This window comes from Devosia sp. ZB163 (assembly GCF_028613635.1).
GTDB lineage: Bacteria > Pseudomonadota > Alphaproteobacteria > Rhizobiales > Devosiaceae > Devosia_A.
The window spans coordinates 200443-218819 of the sequence record NZ_JAQRMY010000003.1 but is presented as its reverse complement, the minus strand read 5'-3'; the positions used below and the strand labels follow the sequence as shown (position 1 = coordinate 218819).

The 18377-nt window shown below is 66.2% G+C and carries 15 protein-coding genes and 1 pseudogene; 5 read left to right on the top strand and 11 right to left on the bottom strand.

What is annotated here, in order from left to right:
* Positions 1–20 precede the first annotated feature (20 nt).
* The 4 genes from PRN20_RS15005 to PRN20_RS14990 all read right to left on the bottom strand — a co-directional run bounded on the left by PRN20_RS15005 (position 21) and on the right by PRN20_RS14990 (position 2717).
* Complete coding sequence (locus PRN20_RS15005) at positions 21–1109, bottom strand: 5-(carboxyamino)imidazole ribonucleotide synthase (RefSeq protein WP_273958336.1); 1089 nt, start codon at positions 1107–1109, stop codon at positions 21–23.
* Positions 1102–1596, bottom strand: a complete 495-nt coding sequence (gene purE, locus PRN20_RS15000; protein WP_273958335.1) for a 5-(carboxyamino)imidazole ribonucleotide mutase — start codon at positions 1594–1596, stop codon at positions 1102–1104. Before purE ends, PRN20_RS15005 begins: the two co-directional genes overlap by 8 nt.
* A 78-nt stretch (positions 1597–1674) precedes the next feature.
* The gene (locus PRN20_RS14995; RefSeq protein ID WP_273958334.1) at positions 1675–2391 is read right to left on the bottom strand and encodes a TetR/AcrR family transcriptional regulator; all 717 of its coding nucleotides are present in this window, start codon (positions 2389–2391) and stop codon (positions 1675–1677) included.
* Between the two features lie 110 nt (positions 2392–2501).
* Positions 2502–2717 (bottom strand): YdcH family protein, encoded by a 216-nt coding sequence (locus tag PRN20_RS14990; RefSeq protein WP_273959031.1) that lies wholly within the window; start codon positions 2715–2717, stop codon positions 2502–2504.
* A gap of 180 nt (positions 2718–2897) precedes the next feature.
* Between PRN20_RS14990 and PRN20_RS14985 the strand changes: the two genes are divergently transcribed.
* Positions 2898–3071: a YdcH family protein gene (locus tag PRN20_RS14985; RefSeq protein ID WP_273958333.1), complete on the top strand. Its 174-nt coding sequence runs from the start codon at positions 2898–2900 to the stop codon at positions 3069–3071.
* A 63-nt stretch (positions 3072–3134) separates the two neighbouring features.
* Here PRN20_RS14985 and PRN20_RS14980 read toward each other — a convergent pair whose 3' ends face one another.
* The 7 genes and pseudogenes from PRN20_RS14980 to PRN20_RS14950 form a co-directional block, all read right to left on the bottom strand.
* Complete coding sequence (locus PRN20_RS14980) at positions 3135–4718, bottom strand: hypothetical protein (protein ID WP_273958331.1); 1584 nt, start codon at positions 4716–4718, stop codon at positions 3135–3137.
* 153 nt (positions 4719–4871) lie between these two features.
* On the bottom strand, positions 4872–5492 hold the full coding sequence (locus PRN20_RS14975; RefSeq protein WP_273958330.1) for a LysE family translocator: 621 nt from the start codon (positions 5490–5492) through the stop codon (positions 4872–4874).
* 15 nt (positions 5493–5507) lie between these two features.
* Positions 5508–6917 carry an NAD(P)(+) transhydrogenase (Re/Si-specific) subunit beta gene (locus PRN20_RS14970; RefSeq protein ID WP_273958329.1) on the bottom strand — a complete coding sequence of 470 codons (1410 nt, stop codon included), beginning with the start codon at positions 6915–6917 and terminating at the stop codon, positions 5508–5510.
* Positions 6918–7283: pseudogene (locus PRN20_RS14965) on the bottom strand (NAD(P) transhydrogenase subunit alpha); the annotation flags it as partial.
* Between the two features lie 24 nt (positions 7284–7307).
* Positions 7308–8633 (bottom strand): Re/Si-specific NAD(P)(+) transhydrogenase subunit alpha, encoded by a 1326-nt coding sequence (locus PRN20_RS14960; protein ID WP_273958328.1) that lies wholly within the window; start codon positions 8631–8633, stop codon positions 7308–7310.
* Between the two features lie 61 nt (positions 8634–8694).
* Positions 8695–8940 carry an aa3-type cytochrome c oxidase subunit IV gene (locus PRN20_RS14955; protein ID WP_273958326.1) on the bottom strand — a complete coding sequence of 82 codons (246 nt, stop codon included), beginning with the start codon at positions 8938–8940 and terminating at the stop codon, positions 8695–8697.
* A gap of 159 nt (positions 8941–9099) precedes the next feature.
* A complete protein-coding gene (locus PRN20_RS14950; protein WP_273958324.1) occupies positions 9100–10926 on the bottom strand; it encodes a M3 family oligoendopeptidase in 1827 nt (608 codons plus the stop codon).
* A 179-nt stretch (positions 10927–11105) separates the two neighbouring features.
* On the opposite strand from PRN20_RS14950, the gene PRN20_RS14945 reads away from it, so the two are divergent.
* From PRN20_RS14945 to dxs, 4 genes are all read left to right on the top strand, one after another.
* The gene (locus tag PRN20_RS14945; protein WP_273958323.1) at positions 11106–12542 is read left to right on the top strand and encodes a sigma-54-dependent transcriptional regulator; all 1437 of its coding nucleotides are present in this window, start codon (positions 11106–11108) and stop codon (positions 12540–12542) included.
* A 176-nt stretch (positions 12543–12718) separates the two neighbouring features.
* Positions 12719–14392, top strand: a complete 1674-nt coding sequence (locus tag PRN20_RS14940; RefSeq protein WP_273958322.1) for a L,D-transpeptidase family protein — start codon at positions 12719–12721, stop codon at positions 14390–14392.
* A 318-nt stretch (positions 14393–14710) separates the two neighbouring features.
* Positions 14711–16288, top strand: coding sequence for a DUF882 domain-containing protein (locus PRN20_RS14935; RefSeq protein WP_273958321.1), 1578 nt, complete (start codon positions 14711–14713; stop codon positions 16286–16288).
* 94 nt (positions 16289–16382) lie between these two features.
* Positions 16383–18305 carry a 1-deoxy-D-xylulose-5-phosphate synthase gene (dxs, locus tag PRN20_RS14930; protein WP_273958320.1) on the top strand — a complete coding sequence of 641 codons (1923 nt, stop codon included), beginning with the start codon at positions 16383–16385 and terminating at the stop codon, positions 18303–18305.
* Positions 18306–18377: the final 72 nt, after the last annotated feature.

Sequence of the window (18377 nt, the reverse complement as noted above, 5' to 3'; positions counted from 1 at the left end):
CTATGGGTGCGCGAAACCGCTCATTTTCCCCGCTTTTTGAGAGCGATCCGGTTGATATGGCCCATCTTGCGCCCCTTGCGCGCCTCCGCCTTGCCGTAGGCATGCGGCCGCGCGCCTTCGCCGAGTCGTCCGGGGATGGCGGTGATCTCGTCGCCGATCAGGTTCTCCATCACCACGTCGGCAAGCCGGCTTGGATCGCCCAGCGGCCAGTTGACCACGGCGCGGATGTGCTGCTCGAACTGGTCGGTGATGGCCACCGCCTCGGTCCAGTGCCCCGAATTGTGCACGCGCGGGGCAATCTCGTTGACGAGCAGCTTGCCCCCCGGCAACACGAAGAACTCGACGCCCAGCACGCCGACATAGTCCAGCGCCTCGGCGATCTGGCCGGCGATCTCGATCGCGCGTTTGGCCGTCTTCTTGCTGATCTCCGCCGGCACCGTGCTGGTCTTGAGGATATGGTCGCGGTGGACGTTCTCGGCCGGATCGAACGCGGCGACCTCGCCTGCGGCGTTGCGCGCGACGACCACCGAAATCTCGCGCTCGAACGCGATGAAGCCTTCGAGCACCAGCGGCTTGGGCGAGAGCAGTTCCCAGGCGAGCGCCGCGTCTTCCATGTTCTTGACGATGCGCTGGCCCTTGCCGTCATACCCGAGACGGGTGGTCTTCAGCACGGCGGGGGTGCCGATCTCCTCTAGCTCGGCCTCGAGCCGGTCGAGGTCGGCGATGGCTGCAAAGGGCGCCACGGGGATGCGGTTGATGGTGAGGAAGGCCTTCTCGGCCAGCCGGTCCTGCGCCACGGCCAGCGCATTGGCCCCCGGCCGCAACGGCTTGAGACCCTGCAGAAACGCGGCGGTCTTTGCCGGCACGTTCTCGAATTCGTAGGTGATGACGTCGACCCGTGCCGCGAAATCGGAGAGCGCCTCCTCGTCGTCATAGGCGGCGACGGTCTTGTTCGGCGTCACGTCGAAGGCGGGGCTGTGCGCGTCCGGGCAGTAGATATGGGTCTTCATCCCCAGCCGCGCGGCGGCAAGCGCCAGCATGCGGCCGAGCTGGCCTCCGCCCAGGATACCGATGGTGCTGCCCTGTGGCAGCGGCTCGTGGTCAGACATCGTCGGAGGGAAACTCGGGAATGGAAGCACTCTGGTCGGCACGGAAATCGTCGAGCGCCGCGGCGACCTCGGGGTCGGCGAGCGCAAGAATGGCGGCGGCGAGCAGCGCGGCATTGATCGCCCCGGCCCGGCCGATGGCGAGCGTGCCGACCGGAATGCCGGGCGGCATCTGGACGATCGAAAGCAGGCTGTCCTCGCCGCCCAGCGCCTTGGTTTCGGCCGGAACACCCAGCACCGGCAGCGGCGTCAGCGCCGCGACCATGCCGGGCAGGTGTGCGGCACCGCCGGCCGAGGCGATGATCACCTGGAAGCCCTCGGCCTTGGCGCCCTTGGCGAACTTGTACATGCGGTCGGGGGTGCGGTGCGCCGAAATGATGCGCGTCTCATAGTCGATCTTCAGCGCGTCCAGCGTTTCGGCGGCATGGCGCAGGTTGGGCCAATCCGACTGGCTGCCCATGATGATGGCGACGGGTGGCGAGCTCGGCACTTTGGTCCCCCCGGGGTGTCACGCGCGTCAAAGCCCACCCTTAGGCAAGAGCCCGGCGGCGCGCAAGCCGCCGATGGTCTAGGCGGCGCTCGAAGGCACGTCCAGTCCACAAGCCAGCGCATCGAGGACCGAGCGGTCCGCAAGCTCGATGGAGCCTTCGGGCAGGCCCAGGATACGGTCAATGACCGTGCCGAGATAGGTCATCTTGTCGAGCAGCACCCGCGAGATCCGCTCGAACGCCAGCCGGTCGCGGGCCATCAGCAGTTGCGCGCTGAGTTCGCGGTGAGCCGTGAGCAGGTGCATGATCGTCTCGGCCGCGTTCTCCGGATCGGGCGTATCGAACGTCCGCTCCGCCACGCCCTCGACGATGATGCGCGTAAGAATGGGGCGGACCACATCGGCCACGGCCCGCTGCGTCCGCTCGAACAGTTGCAGGTTCTCGGGCCGGAACATCGGCTCGAACGTGGCGCGAAGCTCCGCGGCCGTCTCCGCCTTGTGCCGGCGCATGGTGCCGAGGAAGGCGACGAGCTTGGAAAAGGCATCGAGTGTGGGGTCGGCCAGCACTTCGTCGGCGAGGGCTGCGGATTCGCGCGCGTAGCGGCAGGCCAGCGCCTCGATCAGGTCCTCCTTGGACTCGAAGTGATGGTAGAAGGCCCCCTTGGAGACGCCCACCGCTTCGATGATCTGGCTGACCGAGGTCGCATCGTACCCGTTGCCGGCGAACAGCCGTTGTGCGGCATCGAGGATTTCGTCGCGCCGGACCGGCGCAGCCTTCACGATACGAGGAAACGGCATCTCGGCCTCCCAGGGGCAAGCTGACGGCACACCGACCAACGGTCGGTCAGTTTGTAGCATGGCTGGTCGCCAATGGGGAGGGGCCGCGCGGAGGCGCGAAGCCAGGGCGCTCAGGCGATGATGTCGGGCAGCAGGATGTTCTCGAGCTGGACGATGCGATCCTTGAGCGACAGCTTTCGCTTCTTCATCCGCTGGATCAGCATCTGGTCGCTGTAGCCGGAGGTCGACAGGGTCGCGATCGCCGCGTCGAGATCGGCGTGCTCCTGGCGCTTGGCCGCCAGTTCGAGGCCCAGCGCGGCTTCTTGTTCCTTGGTCAGCGGCAGCATCGCGACGGTACCTGTGGCCCCTCTCAAATGCAGGTGTCCGGTGCCCTGAGAACTATCCGATAAGGCCCATATTTGCACCTGCTTTTCCACCTCTCGCGAACTGTTGCACCCTTGCCACGTCGACAGCGCGTGAATTTTTTGTGACGATTGAGTCGTCCGAGACAGTGGGAAGGAGTTGTCATGACGACTGAAGGCCACATCGAGTCGTTGGAGCGGCGTCACCGCGAACTCGACCGAAGAATAGAGGACGAGATGAGCCATCCCAGCCACGATGACCTCTACATCGCGGCACTCAAGCGTAAGAAGCTGGAGATCAAGGACCAACTGACCCGCGTGCAGGCAAACGGGTCGTAAGAACCCACAATCGATAATGCTCACGGAAGGCCACAGCTTATGCTGCGGCCTTTTTTGTTGGGCTCAGTCGCGCTCCATGCCGACCGCCTCGCGCAGCTCGACGATCTGGTCGGCGGCCTCGTCACTGCGCACCGGCGGCGCATAGCGCCCCCTGCCCACCGGCGTCTCGCCCTTCCCGCGGGTGTCGACCCAGTAGAGGTTGTGGCTGAAGGTGCGGCGGCCGTTCTCGAGGATATCGACCTTCACATCCTTGATGCCGGGACCGAAGAGACCGACCGGGGACACGGCGCCGCCGATCACATCGCCCAGCCAGAACCAGACGGGATCGAACTCGTCGTAGATATTGGTCCAGCGCACGGTGCTGAAGACGGCGGCGTGGTGGGTGACCCAGTGTCCGTCGTCCTTGTAGAGGAAGCCCTCCTCCTTGCCGCGCGGCTCGGGTGGCGAGATGGGCAGCACGCGCTCGGTCTTCATCTTGGCGAAGTCGGCGCTTCCCTCGGTGACGAGGAACGAGGCGTTGGCGAGGGGCGAACCCAGCGAGACGAAGTCGCTGACCTTCCAGCCGCGCCTGGTCGGCCCGCCATCCTCGGGGGTAACCGGCGGCTGCCGGCTGAGCGCGAGGAACGCCTTCCACTGCCGGTCCTGGTAGACGGCGACGCCACCATCGGCCCAGCCCGGCTTGGGGGCCTTGGCGAAGTCCTGCACGGCCTTCAGCGCCTTCGCGGCGTTTGCGTCCGGTGAGTTGTTCTTGGTCGGCCCCACGCTGTGCCAGAGCAGTTGCAGCAGATCGTAGGCGACGACGGTGCCGAGCGAATGGGCGACGATGACGATGCGTTCGCACTCGGGGTCGTTGTGCAGGGCCTTGAGCAGAGCCAGCCCGCGCTCGCGGATGGCCTGCCGGCTGCGCACCGTCTCGGTCTGCGCGCTGAGGTAGCTCGCCGCATCGCCGAAGAGCGGCAGCAGCGTCGTGACCCCGACATAGACGATGAGCCCAAGCGCCGCCGCGGCGATGATAACCGGTGAGTGCCAGGAGATGAGGCTGAGGCCGATGAACACGGCGCCGACAACGGCCCAGCGCGAGATGGTCTTGGCCTGAACGGTGGACGGGAAGATCTGCGGCACGATCAGCACCATCAGCGAAATGGCGATGATCGCCACCCCGATCACGACTTCGAGCCGGTTGCCTGCCTCGAACGGCTGCATCCAGTTGGTGTGGAGGAGCTGGGGGACATCGAGGACCACCCAGGCGGCGAGCAGCATGGCGAAGAGGCTGGCGAACCAGAAGGCCCGCCACGGGCGGCGCATGCGTGCGGGCACCTCGAGCGGGCTGATCCAGAACAGGCGCTCGAGCCAGCGCCAGAGGTTGCGGACGGGCGTATCGGCCAGGAGGTCGGCGTAGTAGAGCTCGTAGAAGTCGGTGCGCCGCCCGCCGTGCGGCGGCGTAGTGATGCGCTGCATCTCGTGCAGCCCGCTCTTCTCGTCCGGGACGATCCAGGTGTCGTGGCCATAAGGCGGATCCGGCTTCACATCCGGATTGGCCGTCCATAGCACCTCGACGAAATCGCGGATGGTGCCCATCGGGCGCTGCTGGCCCTGACCATGGACGACGACAACCGCCTGCCGCTTGATCCTGCTCGCTGCAGTCATATCCGCCCCCATTCCCCAAGGTGGGCCAACGGCCGGAGCATTTCACAGTTGGGTGGGATCGGCATAGCCCCTCGCGAGGAGGGCCTTTGCCCCAGGGGACGCTGGGCGGATCACCGGGACAAGCCGGAGCGGCGCGCTATGCGGCGAACACGGCTACCACACGCGATGCGTCGTTATCGCCAGCCAGATGGCGATGAACACGAGGAGCACTGCGAACACGATGCCGGCGACGCGCCTGGTCCGGTCCGATGCGAGGAGCGGCTGGAGCGTGCTGGCGAGGAGGACGATGCCCAGGTGGACGATCGTCGACACTCCGACATAGGTCAGCGTGAGGATGAGCGCCTGCGGCGCTGTCGGCTGGTCCACGACGACGAAGTTCGGCATCACCGCGATGTAGAACACCGCGGCCTTGGGGTTGAGCAGGTTGGTCAGCAGGCCTCGGCCGAAATAGCCCGAGAGGTTGCGCTCGGTGTCGCTGACATCGAGCGGCCGGCGCGATTCCCGGTAGCAATCCCAGGCGAGCCAGACGAGATAGGCGACCCCGCCCCAGCGGAGCGCCTCGTAGAGCCAGCGCGTCTCGCTGATGATGGTGCCAAGGCCAAAGCCTGCGGCGAGGCCGAGGATCAGCAGCCCCAGTGCTACGCCCGCGGCGGCTGCGAGGCCCGCCTTGCGGCCCCGGTCGAGGCTCAGCACGGTCAGGTACCCCATGTTGGGGCCCGGCGTCAGCTCCATGGCAAAGCTGGTGAGGATGAAGGGCAGGAGCGCTTCCAGCATCCCTGCCCTCCCGGATCAGTGCCCCAGCGCCTTGACGATGTCCTCGGTGACCTTCTTGGCGTCGCCGAACAGCATCATCGTATTGTCGCGGAAGAACAGCTCGTTCTGGACGCCGGCATAACCCGCCGCCATGCCGCGCTTGATGAACAGCACCGTGCCTGCGTCCTCGACGTTGAGGACCGGCATGCCGTAGATCGGCGAGGTCTTGTCGGTCTTGGCCGCCGGGTTGGTCACGTCGTTGGCGCCGATGACGAAGGCGACGTCGGCCTGCGAGAACTCGGAGTTGATGTCCTCGAGTTCGAACACCTCGTCATAGGGCACGTTCGCTTCGGCGAGCAGCACGTTCATGTGGCCCGGCATACGGCCGGCGACGGGGTGGATGGCGTATTTCACTTCCACGCCCTCGGCCTTGAGCAGGTCGCTCATCTCGCGCAGCGCGTGCTGGGCCTGGGCCACGGCCATGCCGTAGCCCGGCACGATAATGACCTTGCCGGCGTTCTTCATCATGAAGGCCGCGTCGTCGGACGAGCCCTGCTTGACCGGACGCGTCTCTTCTTCGCCCGAGCCACCGGCAGCGGCGTCGCCGCCGAAGCCGCCGAGGATCACGGAGATGAAGCTGCGGTTCATCGCCTTGCACATGATGTAGCTGAGGATGGCGCCCGACGAGCCCACCAGCGCACCGGTGATGATCAGCGCCGTGTTGCCCACGGTGAAGCCGATGCCTGCCGCCGCCCAGCCCGAATAGGAGTTGAGCATGGAGACGACCACCGGCATGTCGGCGCCGCCGATCGGGATGATCATCAGGCCGCCCAGCACCAGCGCCACGATGGTGATGGCCCAGAACCACAGCGGATCGACAGTGGCGGCAAAGAGCCAGATCAGGACGAGGAGCAGCACGCCCAGCGCAATGTGGATGAGATGGCGCGCCGGGAGCAGGATCGGCTTGCCGCTCATGTTGCCGTTGAGCTTGGCGAAGGCGATCACCGAACCGGTGAAGGTGAAGGCGCCGATGGCGACGCCGATGCTCATCTCGACAATGGCCTGGACGTGGATGTGCCCGGGCGTGCCGATGCCGAATGCCTCGGGCGCATAGAGCGCAGCAGCGGCGACCAGCACGGCGGCAAGGCCGACCAGCGAGTGGAACGCCGCGACGAGCTGCGGCATGTCGGTCATCTTCACCTTGCGCGCGACGACCGCGCCGAAGACGCCGCCGAGCCCGAGGCCACCGATGATGAGCGCCCAGCTCTCCCAGTCACGGATGCCGGCGACGAGCAGCGTCGTGACGATGGCGATGGCCATGCCGACCATGCCGAACACGTTGCCCTGGCGGGCCGTTGCCGGACTCGAAAGTCCGCGCAGGGCCAGAACGAACAGCACGCCGGAAACGAGGTAGAAAACGGCCGCGATATTGGCGTCGAACAGCATTTAGTGGCCCCCGGCCGCAGGCTTGGTCGGGGTTTCCTTCTTCTTGTACATCGCCAGCATGCGCTGGGTGACGAGGAAGCCGCCGAAGATGTTGACGCTGGCCAGGACCAGCGCGAGGAAGCCGAACAGCTTGCTCACCCAGTTGCTGTCGGCCGCGAGCGGCACGCCCACGGCAAGCAGCGCGCCGACCACGATCACCGACGAGATGGCGTTGGTCACCGACATGAGCGGCGTATGCAGGGCCGGCGTCACGCTCCAGACGACGTAGTAGCCGACGAAGATCGCGAGCACGAAGATCGAGAGGCGGAAGACGAACGGGTCGATCGCACCGCCCGTGGCGGCGCTCGCCATGTCCGCAATGGCGTCCGCATGTGCAGCGGTCTGTTCCATTTACTTCTTCCCCTTGGCGGTAGCGGCCTTCTTGGACGGAGCCTTGGCGGCGGGAGCCGCGGGCTGGTCGGCCGCAGCAGCCTTGGCGGCAGGCCTCTTGGCCGCCGGCTTCTTGGCGGGAGCCGCCTTGGCAGGCGCAGCAGCCGTCTCGGCCTTGGCCGGAGCGGGCTTCTTTGCCGCGGCTGGGGCTGCAGCAGCCGCCTCGACCTTGATGTTGGGGTGAACGACGGCGCCGCCACGGGTGAGGACGGTCGCCTTCACCAGCTCGTCGTCCCAGTTCACCGCGAGCTTCTTTTCCTTCTTGTCGATCAGCGTCTCGAGGAAGGCGAAGAGGTTGCGGGCATAGAGTTGGCTCGCCGACGTGGCGAGGCGGCCCGGCACGTTGAGGTAGCCGATGATGGTAACACCATTGGCGGTGGTGACCACGCTGCCCGGCTGGGTCAGCTCGACATTGCCGCCGCGCTCGGCCGCGAGGTCGACGATCACCGAGCCCGGCGCCATCGAGGCGACCATGGCCGCGCTGACGAGCTTGGGCGCCGGCCGGCCCGGGATCAGCGCCGTGGTGATGACGATATCCTGCTTGGCGATATGGCCGGCGACGAGTTCGGCCTGCGCCGCCTGCTCTTCCTTGGTGAGCTCGCGGGCATAGCCGCCGGTGCCCGACGCATCCTTGAGCGCGTCGGTCATGATGAACTTGCCGCCCAGTGACGCCACCTGCTCGGCAGCGGCGGCGCGCACGTCGGTGGCGGTGACCACCGCGCCGAGGCGCTTGGCGGTGGCGATGGCCTGGAGGCCGGCGACGCCGGCGCCCATGACGAACACCTTCGCCGGACGCACCGTGCCGGCCGCCGTCATCATCATCGGCATGGCGCGATCGAACGCGCCAGCCGCGTCGATGACGGCCTGGTAGCCGGCGAGGTTGGCCTGGCTCGACAGCACGTCCATCACCTGCGCACGCGTGATGCGCGGCATGAACTCCATGGCGACGGCGGTAACGCCGGCCTTGGCGAGGCTCGCGATCTCGCCTTCGTTGCCGTAGGGATCCATCGTGCCGATCACCAGCGCGCCTTCGGCAGCACCGGCGATGTCCCTGGCCAGCGGGCGACGTACCGCAAGGACGATGTCGGCACCCTTGATCGTCGCCGCGGCATTGCCCACCAAGGCGCCAGCGGTCGCATAGTCGGCGTCAGGCAGGCGCGCGAACTCCCCTGCCCCTGCCTCGACCGCAACTTCGGCGCCGAGTCCGATCAGCTTGGCGACGGTTTCCGGCGTCGCCGCGACCCGGGTTTCGCCCTCGGAGCGTTCCCGCAACACTGCAATCTTCATGAACGTCTCCGAAGCCCCCGTCAGTCGGCCGTGCCGACCACTGCCTGCAATGGTCCAGCCGTCAGGTGCGGCGGGACCTCAGGACCACGGCCCCGATGATCAGGACCGGAATGGCCAGCAGCAGCAGCGTGCCGATGATGGGCGCGTGCCCTTCGATGAACGCATAGAGCGACAGCACGGTCAGCACCATCGCCACGATCGACCACTTCACGAACTCGATGAAGCCGCGGTAGGTCCCCTCGTGCTGGGCATAATCCATGGCGGGGGGAATCTCGTCGGCGTGCGCGGTGGCTGGTTTCTTGGCCATCTGGTCCTCAGTCCAATATCGTCGAATGGTTCTCGGCGGCCCCGATCCGGCGCGACCAGCGCGATGCGCCGAATATCGGAGCGGCCCTCGGGCACTCTCTTACTTCGCTCATATCCGCCGCACAAGGACGCGCGGCGGAAGGTCACTCCGACGCAAGTCTCACGGCTGCGTCGCTTCCAGCTCGTTGATGAGCCGCTCGATCATCCCGAGCCCCAGGTCCCAGAACTTCGGATCGCGAGCATCCAGTCCGAACGGCGCCAGAAGTTCCGAGTGGTGCTTGGACCCGCCGGCCTTGAGCAGCTCGAAATAGCGCTCGGCAAAGCCCTCGCTCGACTTCTCGTACTGGGCGTAGAGCGAGTTCACGAGGCAATCGCCGAAGGCATAGGCATAGACGTAGAACGGCGAGTGGATGAAGTGCGGGATGTAGGCCCAGAAGATGTCGTAGCCGTCGTTGAGCTTGATCCCCGGCCCCAGGCTCTCGGCGCCGATATCGAGCCAGATCTTGTTGAGATCGGCCGTGGTCAGTTCGCCTTCCTTGCGCTTGGTGTGGACCTCGCGCTCGAAGGTGTAGAACGCGATCTGCCGCACCACGGTGTTCAGCATGTCCTCGACCTTGCTCGAGAGCATGGCGAAGCGCTGCCTGGGGTCGGTGGTCTTGGCCAGCATCGAGCGGAAGGCGAGCATCTCGCCGAAGACCGAGGCGGTCTCGGCGAGCGTCAGCGGCGTCGGCGCCATCAGCGCGCCCTGCGGGCCGGCCAGCACCTGGTGCACGCCGTGGCCTAGCTCATGGGCGAGGGTCATCACGTCCCGCGCTTTGCCCAGGTAGTTGAGCATCAGGTACGGATGCGCCGACGGGACGGTCGGATGCGCGAAGGCGCCCGGCGACTTGCCGTCCTTGGTCGGCGCATCGATCCAGCCCTTGGCGAAGAACGGCTCGGCGATCTCGACCAGTGCGGGTGAGAACGCGCCATAGGCTTCGAGCACCGTGTCCTTTGCGCTCTGCCAGTCGTAGACGCGATCATCCGAGGTCGGCAGCGGCGCGTTGCGGTCCCAGGCGTTGAGCTGGTCCTTCCCGAACCACTTGGCCTTCATCTTGTAGTAGCGGTGGCTGAGCCGCGGATAGGCGGCGCGCACGGCCGTCTGCAGCGCATCGACGACCTCGCGCTCGACCGAGTTCTCGAGGTGGCGGCTGTCGGCGATATCCTGGAAGCCGTGCCAGCGGTCGGCGATCTCCTTGTCCTTGGCCAGCACGTTGGTGATGTGCGTGAACAGGCGCTCGTTGCCGTGCAGCGTCGTCGAGATGCCGCGGAAGGCGGCTTCGCGCTTCTGCTCATTCTTGTCCGACATGTAGTTGAGCGTCGACTCGAGGTTCAGCTCCTCGCCGTCCACGTCGAACTTGAGGCTGGCCATGGTCTCGTCGAACAGCCGGTTCCAGGCCGAGGCGCCGGTGACCGACTTCTCGTGGAACAGCTCCTCGATGCGATCCTCGAGCTGGTAGGGCTTGGCCTTCCTGAGTTCGGTGAACCACGGCCGGTAGCGGCCGAGCTCGGCATCTCCGGCGAGGGCCGTCTCGAGGACACCCTCGTCGATGCGGTTGAGCTCGAGGCCGAAGAAGATGAGCCCGGTGGAGAGGTCCGTCAGCGCCTGGCTGAGGTCGCCGAGGAACTTGACCTTCTCGGGATCCTGCGTGTTCCGGACATATTGGAGGAAAGCGTAGGAGCCGAGCTTGCCGGTCAGGTCGCTGAGCGCTTCGTAGCGCTTGATCGCCGCAACCAGCTGGCCTGACTTGGCGAGGTCCTCGAGCTTGCCCTTGTAGTCGGCCTCGAACGACTTGGCCTCCTTCTTGGCGGCCTCGAGATCGGCCTTGAGTTGGGGCGAGTCGTTGCCGGGATAGAGGTCGTCGAGATTCCAGACCGGCAGTTCGCCGAGCTCGTTATGGCCCTTCTGTGCCTGGGCTTCGGGGGCGCGGGGGAGCTGGCTTCTCACTTGGATCACCTCGGAAAATCGGACGCGCGCGACCTTATCCAGCGCCCCGGCCGATGTGAAGCCGAATGGGGATTCATTAGGCTTAATCGCCTCTTAACTCAGTCGATTCACCCTGCATCAAAACGGCACAGCGCGATTCGCCGGTGAGGGTACGCGCAACGACAGAGTCTTGGAGGACCATGACGCGCGTTCTGATCGTCGATGACGACCCCGTCCAGCTGCGGCTGACTTCGGAAGTTGCGAGCCGGGCCGGCTTTGCCGCGGTGACCGCAAGCAGCGGCATGCAGGCGCTGGATCGGCTGCGCGCCGACCGCGGCATCGGCGTCGTCGTGCTGGACCTCGTCATGCCCGACCTCGACGGCATGGGCGTGCTCGACGCCATGCGGCGGGAGGGCCTGTCGACGCCGGTGATCATCCAGACCGCGCATTCGTCGATGGAAACCGTAGTCAGCGCCATGCGCCAGGGTGCGGCCGACTTCTTCGTCAAGCCCGTGGCGCCCGAGCGCCTGATCGTCTCGCTGCGCAACGCCCTCAAACTCAGCGAACTCGAGGCCATGGTGCGGACCGACCGCAGCCGCCTCAAGGGCGAGCTCGGGATCGAGGACCTGAAGTCGCGCGCCCCCGTGATGGACCGGGTCATGTCGCTGTCGGCCAAGGCCGCCAAGTCCACCATCCCCGTGCTGATCGAAGGCGAGCCCGGCGTCGGCAAGGAGCTGGTCGCACGCATCATCCAGGGCGCCGGCGACCGCGCCGGCAAGCCCTTCGTCGTCGTGAACTGCGGCGCGATCCCATCGGGCGAGCTCGAGGCTCACCTGTTCGGCAAGTTCGCCGAAGCCAATGGCGGAACGATCCTCCTCGACGAAGTGGGCGAGCTCCCCCTCGAAACGCAGGCCAAGCTGGTGCGGGCGGTCGAGAACGGTGAGATCGAGACGGCGGGGACCGACCGGCCGGCCCGCGTCAACGTCCGAGTCATCGCCGCGACCAGCCGCCGCCTGCTCAACCTGACCAAGGACGGCGCCTTCCGCGAGGACCTCTACTACCGGCTGAATGTCTTCCCGATCTACGTGCCCCCGCTGCGCGACCGGGCCGAGGACGTCGCGAACCTGATCGACCACTTCATCGCCAGGCTGGGCGCCGAGGCCGGCAAGCGTGTCGTGGGGATATCCGAGGCCGCCCTGCTCATGCTGAAGCAGTACAAGTGGCCGGGCAACATCCGCCAGCTCGAGAACGCGGTCTACCGGGCCGTGGTGCTCTGCGATGGCGCCTATCTCGAAACGACCGACTTCCCTCAGATCGTTGCCCTCTCTTCGGGCCAGAGCGCGGCGCGCGAACTCACCAGCGCCGTGCCCGCCCCTTCAGCCCCGGTTCACATCGATGATGCGAGGTTCATGCCGCGTGAGCAGGGCAAGGGGGCGATCCCGGATCGTTTTGTTGCCGAGAGTGGCGAAGTTGCCCCTCTCGCAGACGTCGAGCGCGAACTGATCGGCTTCGCGCTGCGCCACTACGGCTACCGCATGTCGCGGGTCGCGAGGGCGCTCGGCATAGGCAGATCAACACTTTATCGCAAATTGCGCGAGTACGGTTTTGACGAGGGACTGGAGAGCGAAGCGGCCTAGGAAAGCGGGGGTCTCCGTTGCTCCGAGTCCACAGTTCGATCTCACAAATTCGCGAGGAATTGTCAGCATTGAGATTCATGAGCTAAGCAATTTTGTGTATGGGGCAACGTCCGACTCCTCCCGGGTCGTAGCAGCGTCCCTTGCTGGCTTTTGAACCCCGGGGGACGGAGTACTTGATGAACAAGCTGAGGGCCTTGTTGTTGGCAAGCACGGTGGCGATTGCGCCGCCCGCTGCTGCGCTGGCGCAGGAAGTGGTGAACGTCGCCGGCATCGAGGCGACCCGCGTGGTCATCGCGCCGCCCAAGACCGAGCTTGCCCGCATCATCAAGGCCGGCCTGTCGCAGGCCTATGCCTCGGCCACGAAGGGTTCGCGGTCCTACCAGCAGACCCAGAAGCTCTACTTCTTCTATGGCGCCCGCCACTTCGAGCCGCTCTGGCTGAGCCAGACCGAAGACGGCGACATCACCTTCTCGCCCAATGCCGAAAAGATCGTCGACGTCTTCAAGAAGGCCGAACTCGAGGGCTTCCGCCCCGCCGACTACCTGACCTCTAACCTCGACGTTGCCGCGGCCGGCACCGACCCGGCCAAGCTCGCCGCGCTCGAGACGGCGTTCTCGGCCGCCGCCATCCGCTACGCGCAGGATGCGTTCGGCGGTCGCGTCAACCCGCTCGATATCGACAAGAACTGGACGATCACGCCCAAGCGCATCAACGAGGCCGAGCTTCTGGTGAAGCTGGCCGAGAGCCGCGAGCCCGACAAGGTGCTGCTGGCGCTGTCGCCGACCCAGCCCGAGTTCCTCGGCCTCAAGGCCGCGCTCGCCCGCTTCTACGATGGCTCGGTGATCGATGCGGCCATCACCATCCCCGAGGGCAAGCTGCTCAAGCCCGGCATGCAGGACGAGCGGGTGACGCTGCTGCGCCAGCGCCTCGACGTGCCCGAGCCCGAGATCCCGGAGACGGCCGGCGCCGAGGCCAAGGCCGACATCAACTATGACGAGCCGCTGGTCGCGGCGGTGAAGGCCTTCCAGGAAGGCCTCGGGCTGAACGCCGACGGCGCCATCGGCCCGGCGACGATCGCCGCCCTCAACGGTGGCTCGGCGACCACCAAGGAAGACATCATCGCCAACATGGAGCGTTGGCGCTGGGAGCCCAACGCGTTCGGCGAGTTCCACGTCGCGGTGAACATCCCCGAGTTCCGGCTCTGGATCATGAACAAGGACGCGGTCCACTACACGACCCGCGTCGTCGTCGGCACGGCCAAGAACCAGACGCCGGTGTTCAACGACGAGATCGAGCATGTCGTCGTGAACCCCTACTGGAACGTCCCCGCCTCGATCGCCGTCAACGAGATCAAGCCGCACCTGCTCGCCAATCCCGGCTACCTTTCCGGCCAGAACATGGAGATGCTGTACGGCGGCAAGGTCGTGAACGCCTCGGCGATCGACTGGACGCAGGCCAACATCAAGCAGTTCCACATCCGCCAGAAGCCCGGGCCGGGCAATGCGCTGGGCCAGGTGAAGTTCCTGTTCCCCAACCAGCACGACATCTATCTGCACGACACGCCGTCCAAGTCGCTGTTCTCGCGCTCGTTCCGCGCCTACAGCCATGGTTGCGTGCGCGTCGAGAACCCGATGGATTTCGCCGACGCCCTCCTGGCGCTGGAGCCGGAAATGACCGCCGACACGCTCAAGGCCGCCTTCGGCGACAAGGAGAAGTGGTTCAACCTCAAGACCAAGATTCCGGTGCACCTTTCCTACTTCACGCTACGCGTGGACAAGGACGGCACGATCCGCTCCTACGGCGACGTGTACGGGCACAATCAGCGGTTGAAAGACCTGCTCGAGCTATAGAACTGCTGCGGGTTGATGCGTAGATTTCGAGGGTCGGTTGCGGGGCACGCACCGGCCCTTTGCGTATCCAGTTCTTGCGTCCTGGCGGCCAAGCGTTTACGGCTGCTTAGGAATTCAGCCTTGGTTCGGCCGGATTCCGACACTAGACATGCACATCGTGGCCGCCTCACTCGGCCACCGGCTGTTAGCGTTAATCAGTTCTAATCCAACTGGAGCTACGGTTTCTCGTCTATCGGGTTGCAACGGGTCGTTCGGGGCGTGTCGGGGAAACTGTTGGGAATTTGGCGGACGCTTCCGCGGCTGCTGTTTGCCGCGTCGATGGCTTTGACCGTCATTGTGCCACCGACCACCGTGCCGGTGAGCGCCGCTTTCGGCTCCACCCGGTCCGAGGGCGATCGGACCATCTGGCTGCACCACACCCACACCGGCGAAACCGGCCGCTTCACCTTCAAGCGCAACGGCAAATACGACCAGTCGGTCCTCCGCCAGCTCAACGTCTTCCTGGCTGACTGGCGCACCAAAGAGCCCACGAAGATGGACCCCGCCCTCTTCGACCTGCTCTGGGAAGTCTACCAGGACGTCGGCGCCAAGCAGCCCTACAACATCGTTTCGTCCTACCGCTCGCCCAAGACCAACGCCATGCTGGCCTCCAAGTCGTCGGGCGTCGCCGACAACAGCCAGCACATGCGCGGCAAGGCGATGGACGTGTTCATCCCCGGGGTGAACCTCGACAAGCTGCGCGCCGCCGCGATGCGCCACCAGGTTGGCGGCGTCGGCTACTACCCGACTTCGGGCAGCCCGTTCGTCCATATGGATACCGGCAATGTCCGCGCCTGGCCGCGCATGACCCGCGCCCAGCTCAAGAAGGTCTTCCCCGACGGCAAGACCCTGCACCTGCCCGCCGACGGCAAGCCGCTTTCCAGCGATGGCCGCGCCTATGCGCAGGCCCAGTGGACCAAGTGCCGCATGGTCCCCTGCAACGGTGAAGCCATCTACACGCCCGAGCCGGACATCATGCTGGCCGACAACGGCAACGAGACCACGGCCCCGATCCCGGCCATCCGCCCGCGCACCCTGAGCGGTGGCGCCGCAGTGATGCTCGCCTCGGTCGAGGAACCCGCCCAGCGCATGGTGCCCACCTTCGCCGTGACGGCGCCCCTGCCGCTGAACCGTGCCGGCGCCATCCCGACGACTGTTGCCGACATCGCCGCCTACGAGGCAGTCGGCGCGCCGGTGCCGCTCAGCAAGTCCGAGCGTATCCAGCTCGCGACGCGTGGCGAGATCGGCGCGGACACCGCCATTGCCGCGCTCGCCTCCATCGACCAGCCGCTGCCCAAGCCGCGCGTCCACATGTCGCCCCGGGAGGGCGAAGTGCTCGCCGCCTATGTGTCGACCAGCGTGAACCCGGCCGCCCAGCAGGCGCTCCAGATGCTCATCGAGCGCGAGACGGCGCTTGTGCCGGAACTGCCTTCCCGCGAACAGCTGCTCGCGCCCGACAATATCCACACCGCCTCGCTCGGCGGCGCCGAGACCTTCGCGGCTGCCAAGGGCATGTTCGACCAGACGTTCGTTGCCCTTGTTGGGAACTCGACGCCCACCGAGATGCAGCAGGCGCTGGCCAATCTGGCCCAGAGCCGTCAGCCGAACCTCAGCATCGCGCTGCGCTCGACCGAACTCGTGGCGCCCGAGATCGACCACGTGAACGACACCCTGGTGCAGCCGGTTTCGATGGAAACCGCCTTCTGGGCCGAGTTCTTCGAGGCCGAGGGCTATCTCGACAAGACCACCGAACTCGGTCCCCTCACCGGCCGCGTCGGCTTCCTTCCCGACAATGCCGTAATTCCCTCCTACGACCGCTTCGTCACGAGCGGCATTCAGCTCGTTGCAGAACGCTAAGACGCCGCGCCCTCAAGGCGTTGCAATGCCGAACCTGAGCCTCTAAGTCTCTGATACTGAGACCGGGCCGTCACCGGCGAAGGATCGGTATTTTTTGGACAAGCCGCAAACACCGCTGCTCGATCGGGTTTCGACTCCCGCTGACCTCAAATCCCTGTCGCGCGAAGAGCTGCGCCAGCTCGCCGACGAGTTGCGCGCCGAGGTGATCGACGCCGTGTCGGTGACCGGCGGACACCTTGGCGCTGGGCTCGGCGTGGTCGAGCTGACCGTCGCGCTCCACGCCACCTTCGATACCCCCAATGACCGCCTGATCTGGGACGTCGGCCACCAGGCCTACCCGCACAAGGTGCTGACCGGCCGCCGCGCCCGCATCCGCACGCTGCGCCAGAAGGATGGCCTGTCCGGATTCACCCGCCGGGCCGAGAGCGAATACGACCCCTTCGGCGCCGGCCATTCCTCGACCTCGATTTCCGCCGGCCTCGGCATGGCCGTCGCGTCCGATCTCAAGGGCGAGAAGCGCAACGTCATCGCCGTGATCGGCGACGGCGCCATGTCGGCCGGCATGGCCTATGAGGCGATGAACAATGCCGGAGCGATGGACGCCCGGCTCGTCGTCATCCTCAACGACAACGACATGTCGATCGCGCCGCCGACCGGGGCGATGCGCTCCTATCTCGCCAAGCTGGTGTCGGGCCCGTTCTATCGCGGCGTCCGCGACACGGCGAAATCGATCACCGAGAAGATGCCGCGCCTGATCCACGAGACGGCGCGCAAGACCGAGGAATTCGCCCGCTCCTTCTTCACCGGCGGCACGCTGTTCGAGGAGCTCGGCTTCTTCTACGTCGGCCCCATCGACGGCCACAACGTCAACGACCTCATGGACGTGCTTCACAACGTGAAGAACCACGAGGGCGGCCCGGTGCTGGTGCATGTCGTCACCAAGAAGGGCAAGGGCTACGCGCCGGCCGAGAACTCGGCCGACAAGTACCACGGCGTCAACAAGTTCAACGTCATCACCGGCGCCCAGACCAAGCCGCAGTCGAACGCCCCGAGCTACACCTCGGTGTTCGCGCACAGCCTGATCGAGGAAGCCCGGGCCGACGACCGCGTCGTCGCGGTGACGGCCGCCATGCCCAACGGCACCGGCCTCGACAAGTTCGCCGAGCTGTTCCCGAGCCGGATCTTCGACGTCGGTATCGCCGAGCAGCACGCCGTCACCTTCGCCGCCGGCATGGCGACCGAGGGGCTGAAGCCGTTCTGCGCCATCTACTCGACCTTCCTGCAGCGTGCCTACGACCAGGTGATCCACGACGTCGCCGTCCAGGGCCTGCCCGTCCGCTTCGCCATCGACCGCGCCGGCTATGTCGGGGCCGACGGTCCGACCCATGCGGGCAACTACGACAATGCCTATCTCGGCGCGATCCCCGGCATGGTGATCATGGCCGCCGGCGACGAGGCCGAACTGCGCCACATGGTGGCGACCGCTGCGGCCTATGACGAGGGCCCGATCGCCTTCCGCTATCCGCGCGGCGACGGCCTCGGCGTCGACCTGCCGCAGCGCGGTTCCGTGCTCGAGATCGGCAAGGGCCGCGTGCTGCGCGAAGGCAAGTCCGTTGCGCTGGTCAACTTCGGCACCCGGCTCGGCGAAGTGATCGCCGCCGGCGAGAAGCTGATGGGCTACGGCCTCAACCCCACCATCGCCGACATGCGGTTCCTGAAGCCGCTCGATGAGGAGCTGCTCGCCCGTCTCGCCCGCGAGCACGAGGTGCTGATCACCATCGAGGAAGGCGGCATCGGCGGCTTCGGCAGCCACGCCGCAAGCTTCCTCGCGACCAACGGCCTGCTCGACGGCAAGCTGAAATTCCGGCCCCTGATGATCCCCGACACCTTCGTGGAGCAGGCCGGTGTCAACGACATGTATGCCGTTGCCGGACTGGACCGCGCAGGCATCGTGGCGACGGCGCTGACGACGCTCGGCATCGACAGCGAGTCGGTGCCGCGGACGACAAAGGCGTAAGCTGCCCGGGCTGCGGGCCACGCACATCGCCACAGCCACCGATGTGTGTGGGAGAGGGCGCCGCCGCGAACG

What these genes read in the sequence shown, in the direction of transcription:
- PRN20_RS15005 (WP_273958336.1), bottom strand. Translation starts at nt 1,109, where the DNA reads ATGTCTGACCACGAGCCGCTGCCACAGGGCAGCACCATCGGTATCCTG.
- PRN20_RS14995 (WP_273958334.1), bottom strand. Translation starts at nt 2,391, where the DNA reads ATGCCGTTTCCTCGTATCGTGAAGGCTGCGCCGGTCCGGCGCGACGAA.
- PRN20_RS14990 (WP_273959031.1), bottom strand. Translation starts at nt 2,717, where the DNA reads ATGCTGCCGCTGACCAAGGAACAAGAAGCCGCGCTGGGCCTCGAACTG.
- PRN20_RS14985 (WP_273958333.1), top strand. Translation starts at nt 2,898, where the DNA reads ATGACGACTGAAGGCCACATCGAGTCGTTGGAGCGGCGTCACCGCGAA.
- PRN20_RS14980 (WP_273958331.1), bottom strand. Translation starts at nt 4,718, where the DNA reads ATGACTGCAGCGAGCAGGATCAAGCGGCAGGCGGTTGTCGTCGTCCAT.
- PRN20_RS14975 (WP_273958330.1), bottom strand. Translation starts at nt 5,492, where the DNA reads ATGCTGGAAGCGCTCCTGCCCTTCATCCTCACCAGCTTTGCCATGGAG.
- PRN20_RS14970 (WP_273958329.1), bottom strand. Translation starts at nt 6,917, where the DNA reads ATGCTGTTCGACGCCAATATCGCGGCCGTTTTCTACCTCGTTTCCGGC.
- PRN20_RS14960 (WP_273958328.1), bottom strand. Translation starts at nt 8,633, where the DNA reads ATGAAGATTGCAGTGTTGCGGGAACGCTCCGAGGGCGAAACCCGGGTC.
- PRN20_RS14955 (WP_273958326.1), bottom strand. Translation starts at nt 8,940, where the DNA reads ATGGCCAAGAAACCAGCCACCGCGCACGCCGACGAGATTCCCCCCGCC.
- PRN20_RS14945 (WP_273958323.1), top strand. Translation starts at nt 11,106, where the DNA reads ATGACGCGCGTTCTGATCGTCGATGACGACCCCGTCCAGCTGCGGCTG.
- PRN20_RS14940 (WP_273958322.1), top strand. Translation starts at nt 12,719, where the DNA reads ATGAACAAGCTGAGGGCCTTGTTGTTGGCAAGCACGGTGGCGATTGCG.
- PRN20_RS14935 (WP_273958321.1), top strand. Translation starts at nt 14,711, where the DNA reads ATGGCTTTGACCGTCATTGTGCCACCGACCACCGTGCCGGTGAGCGCC.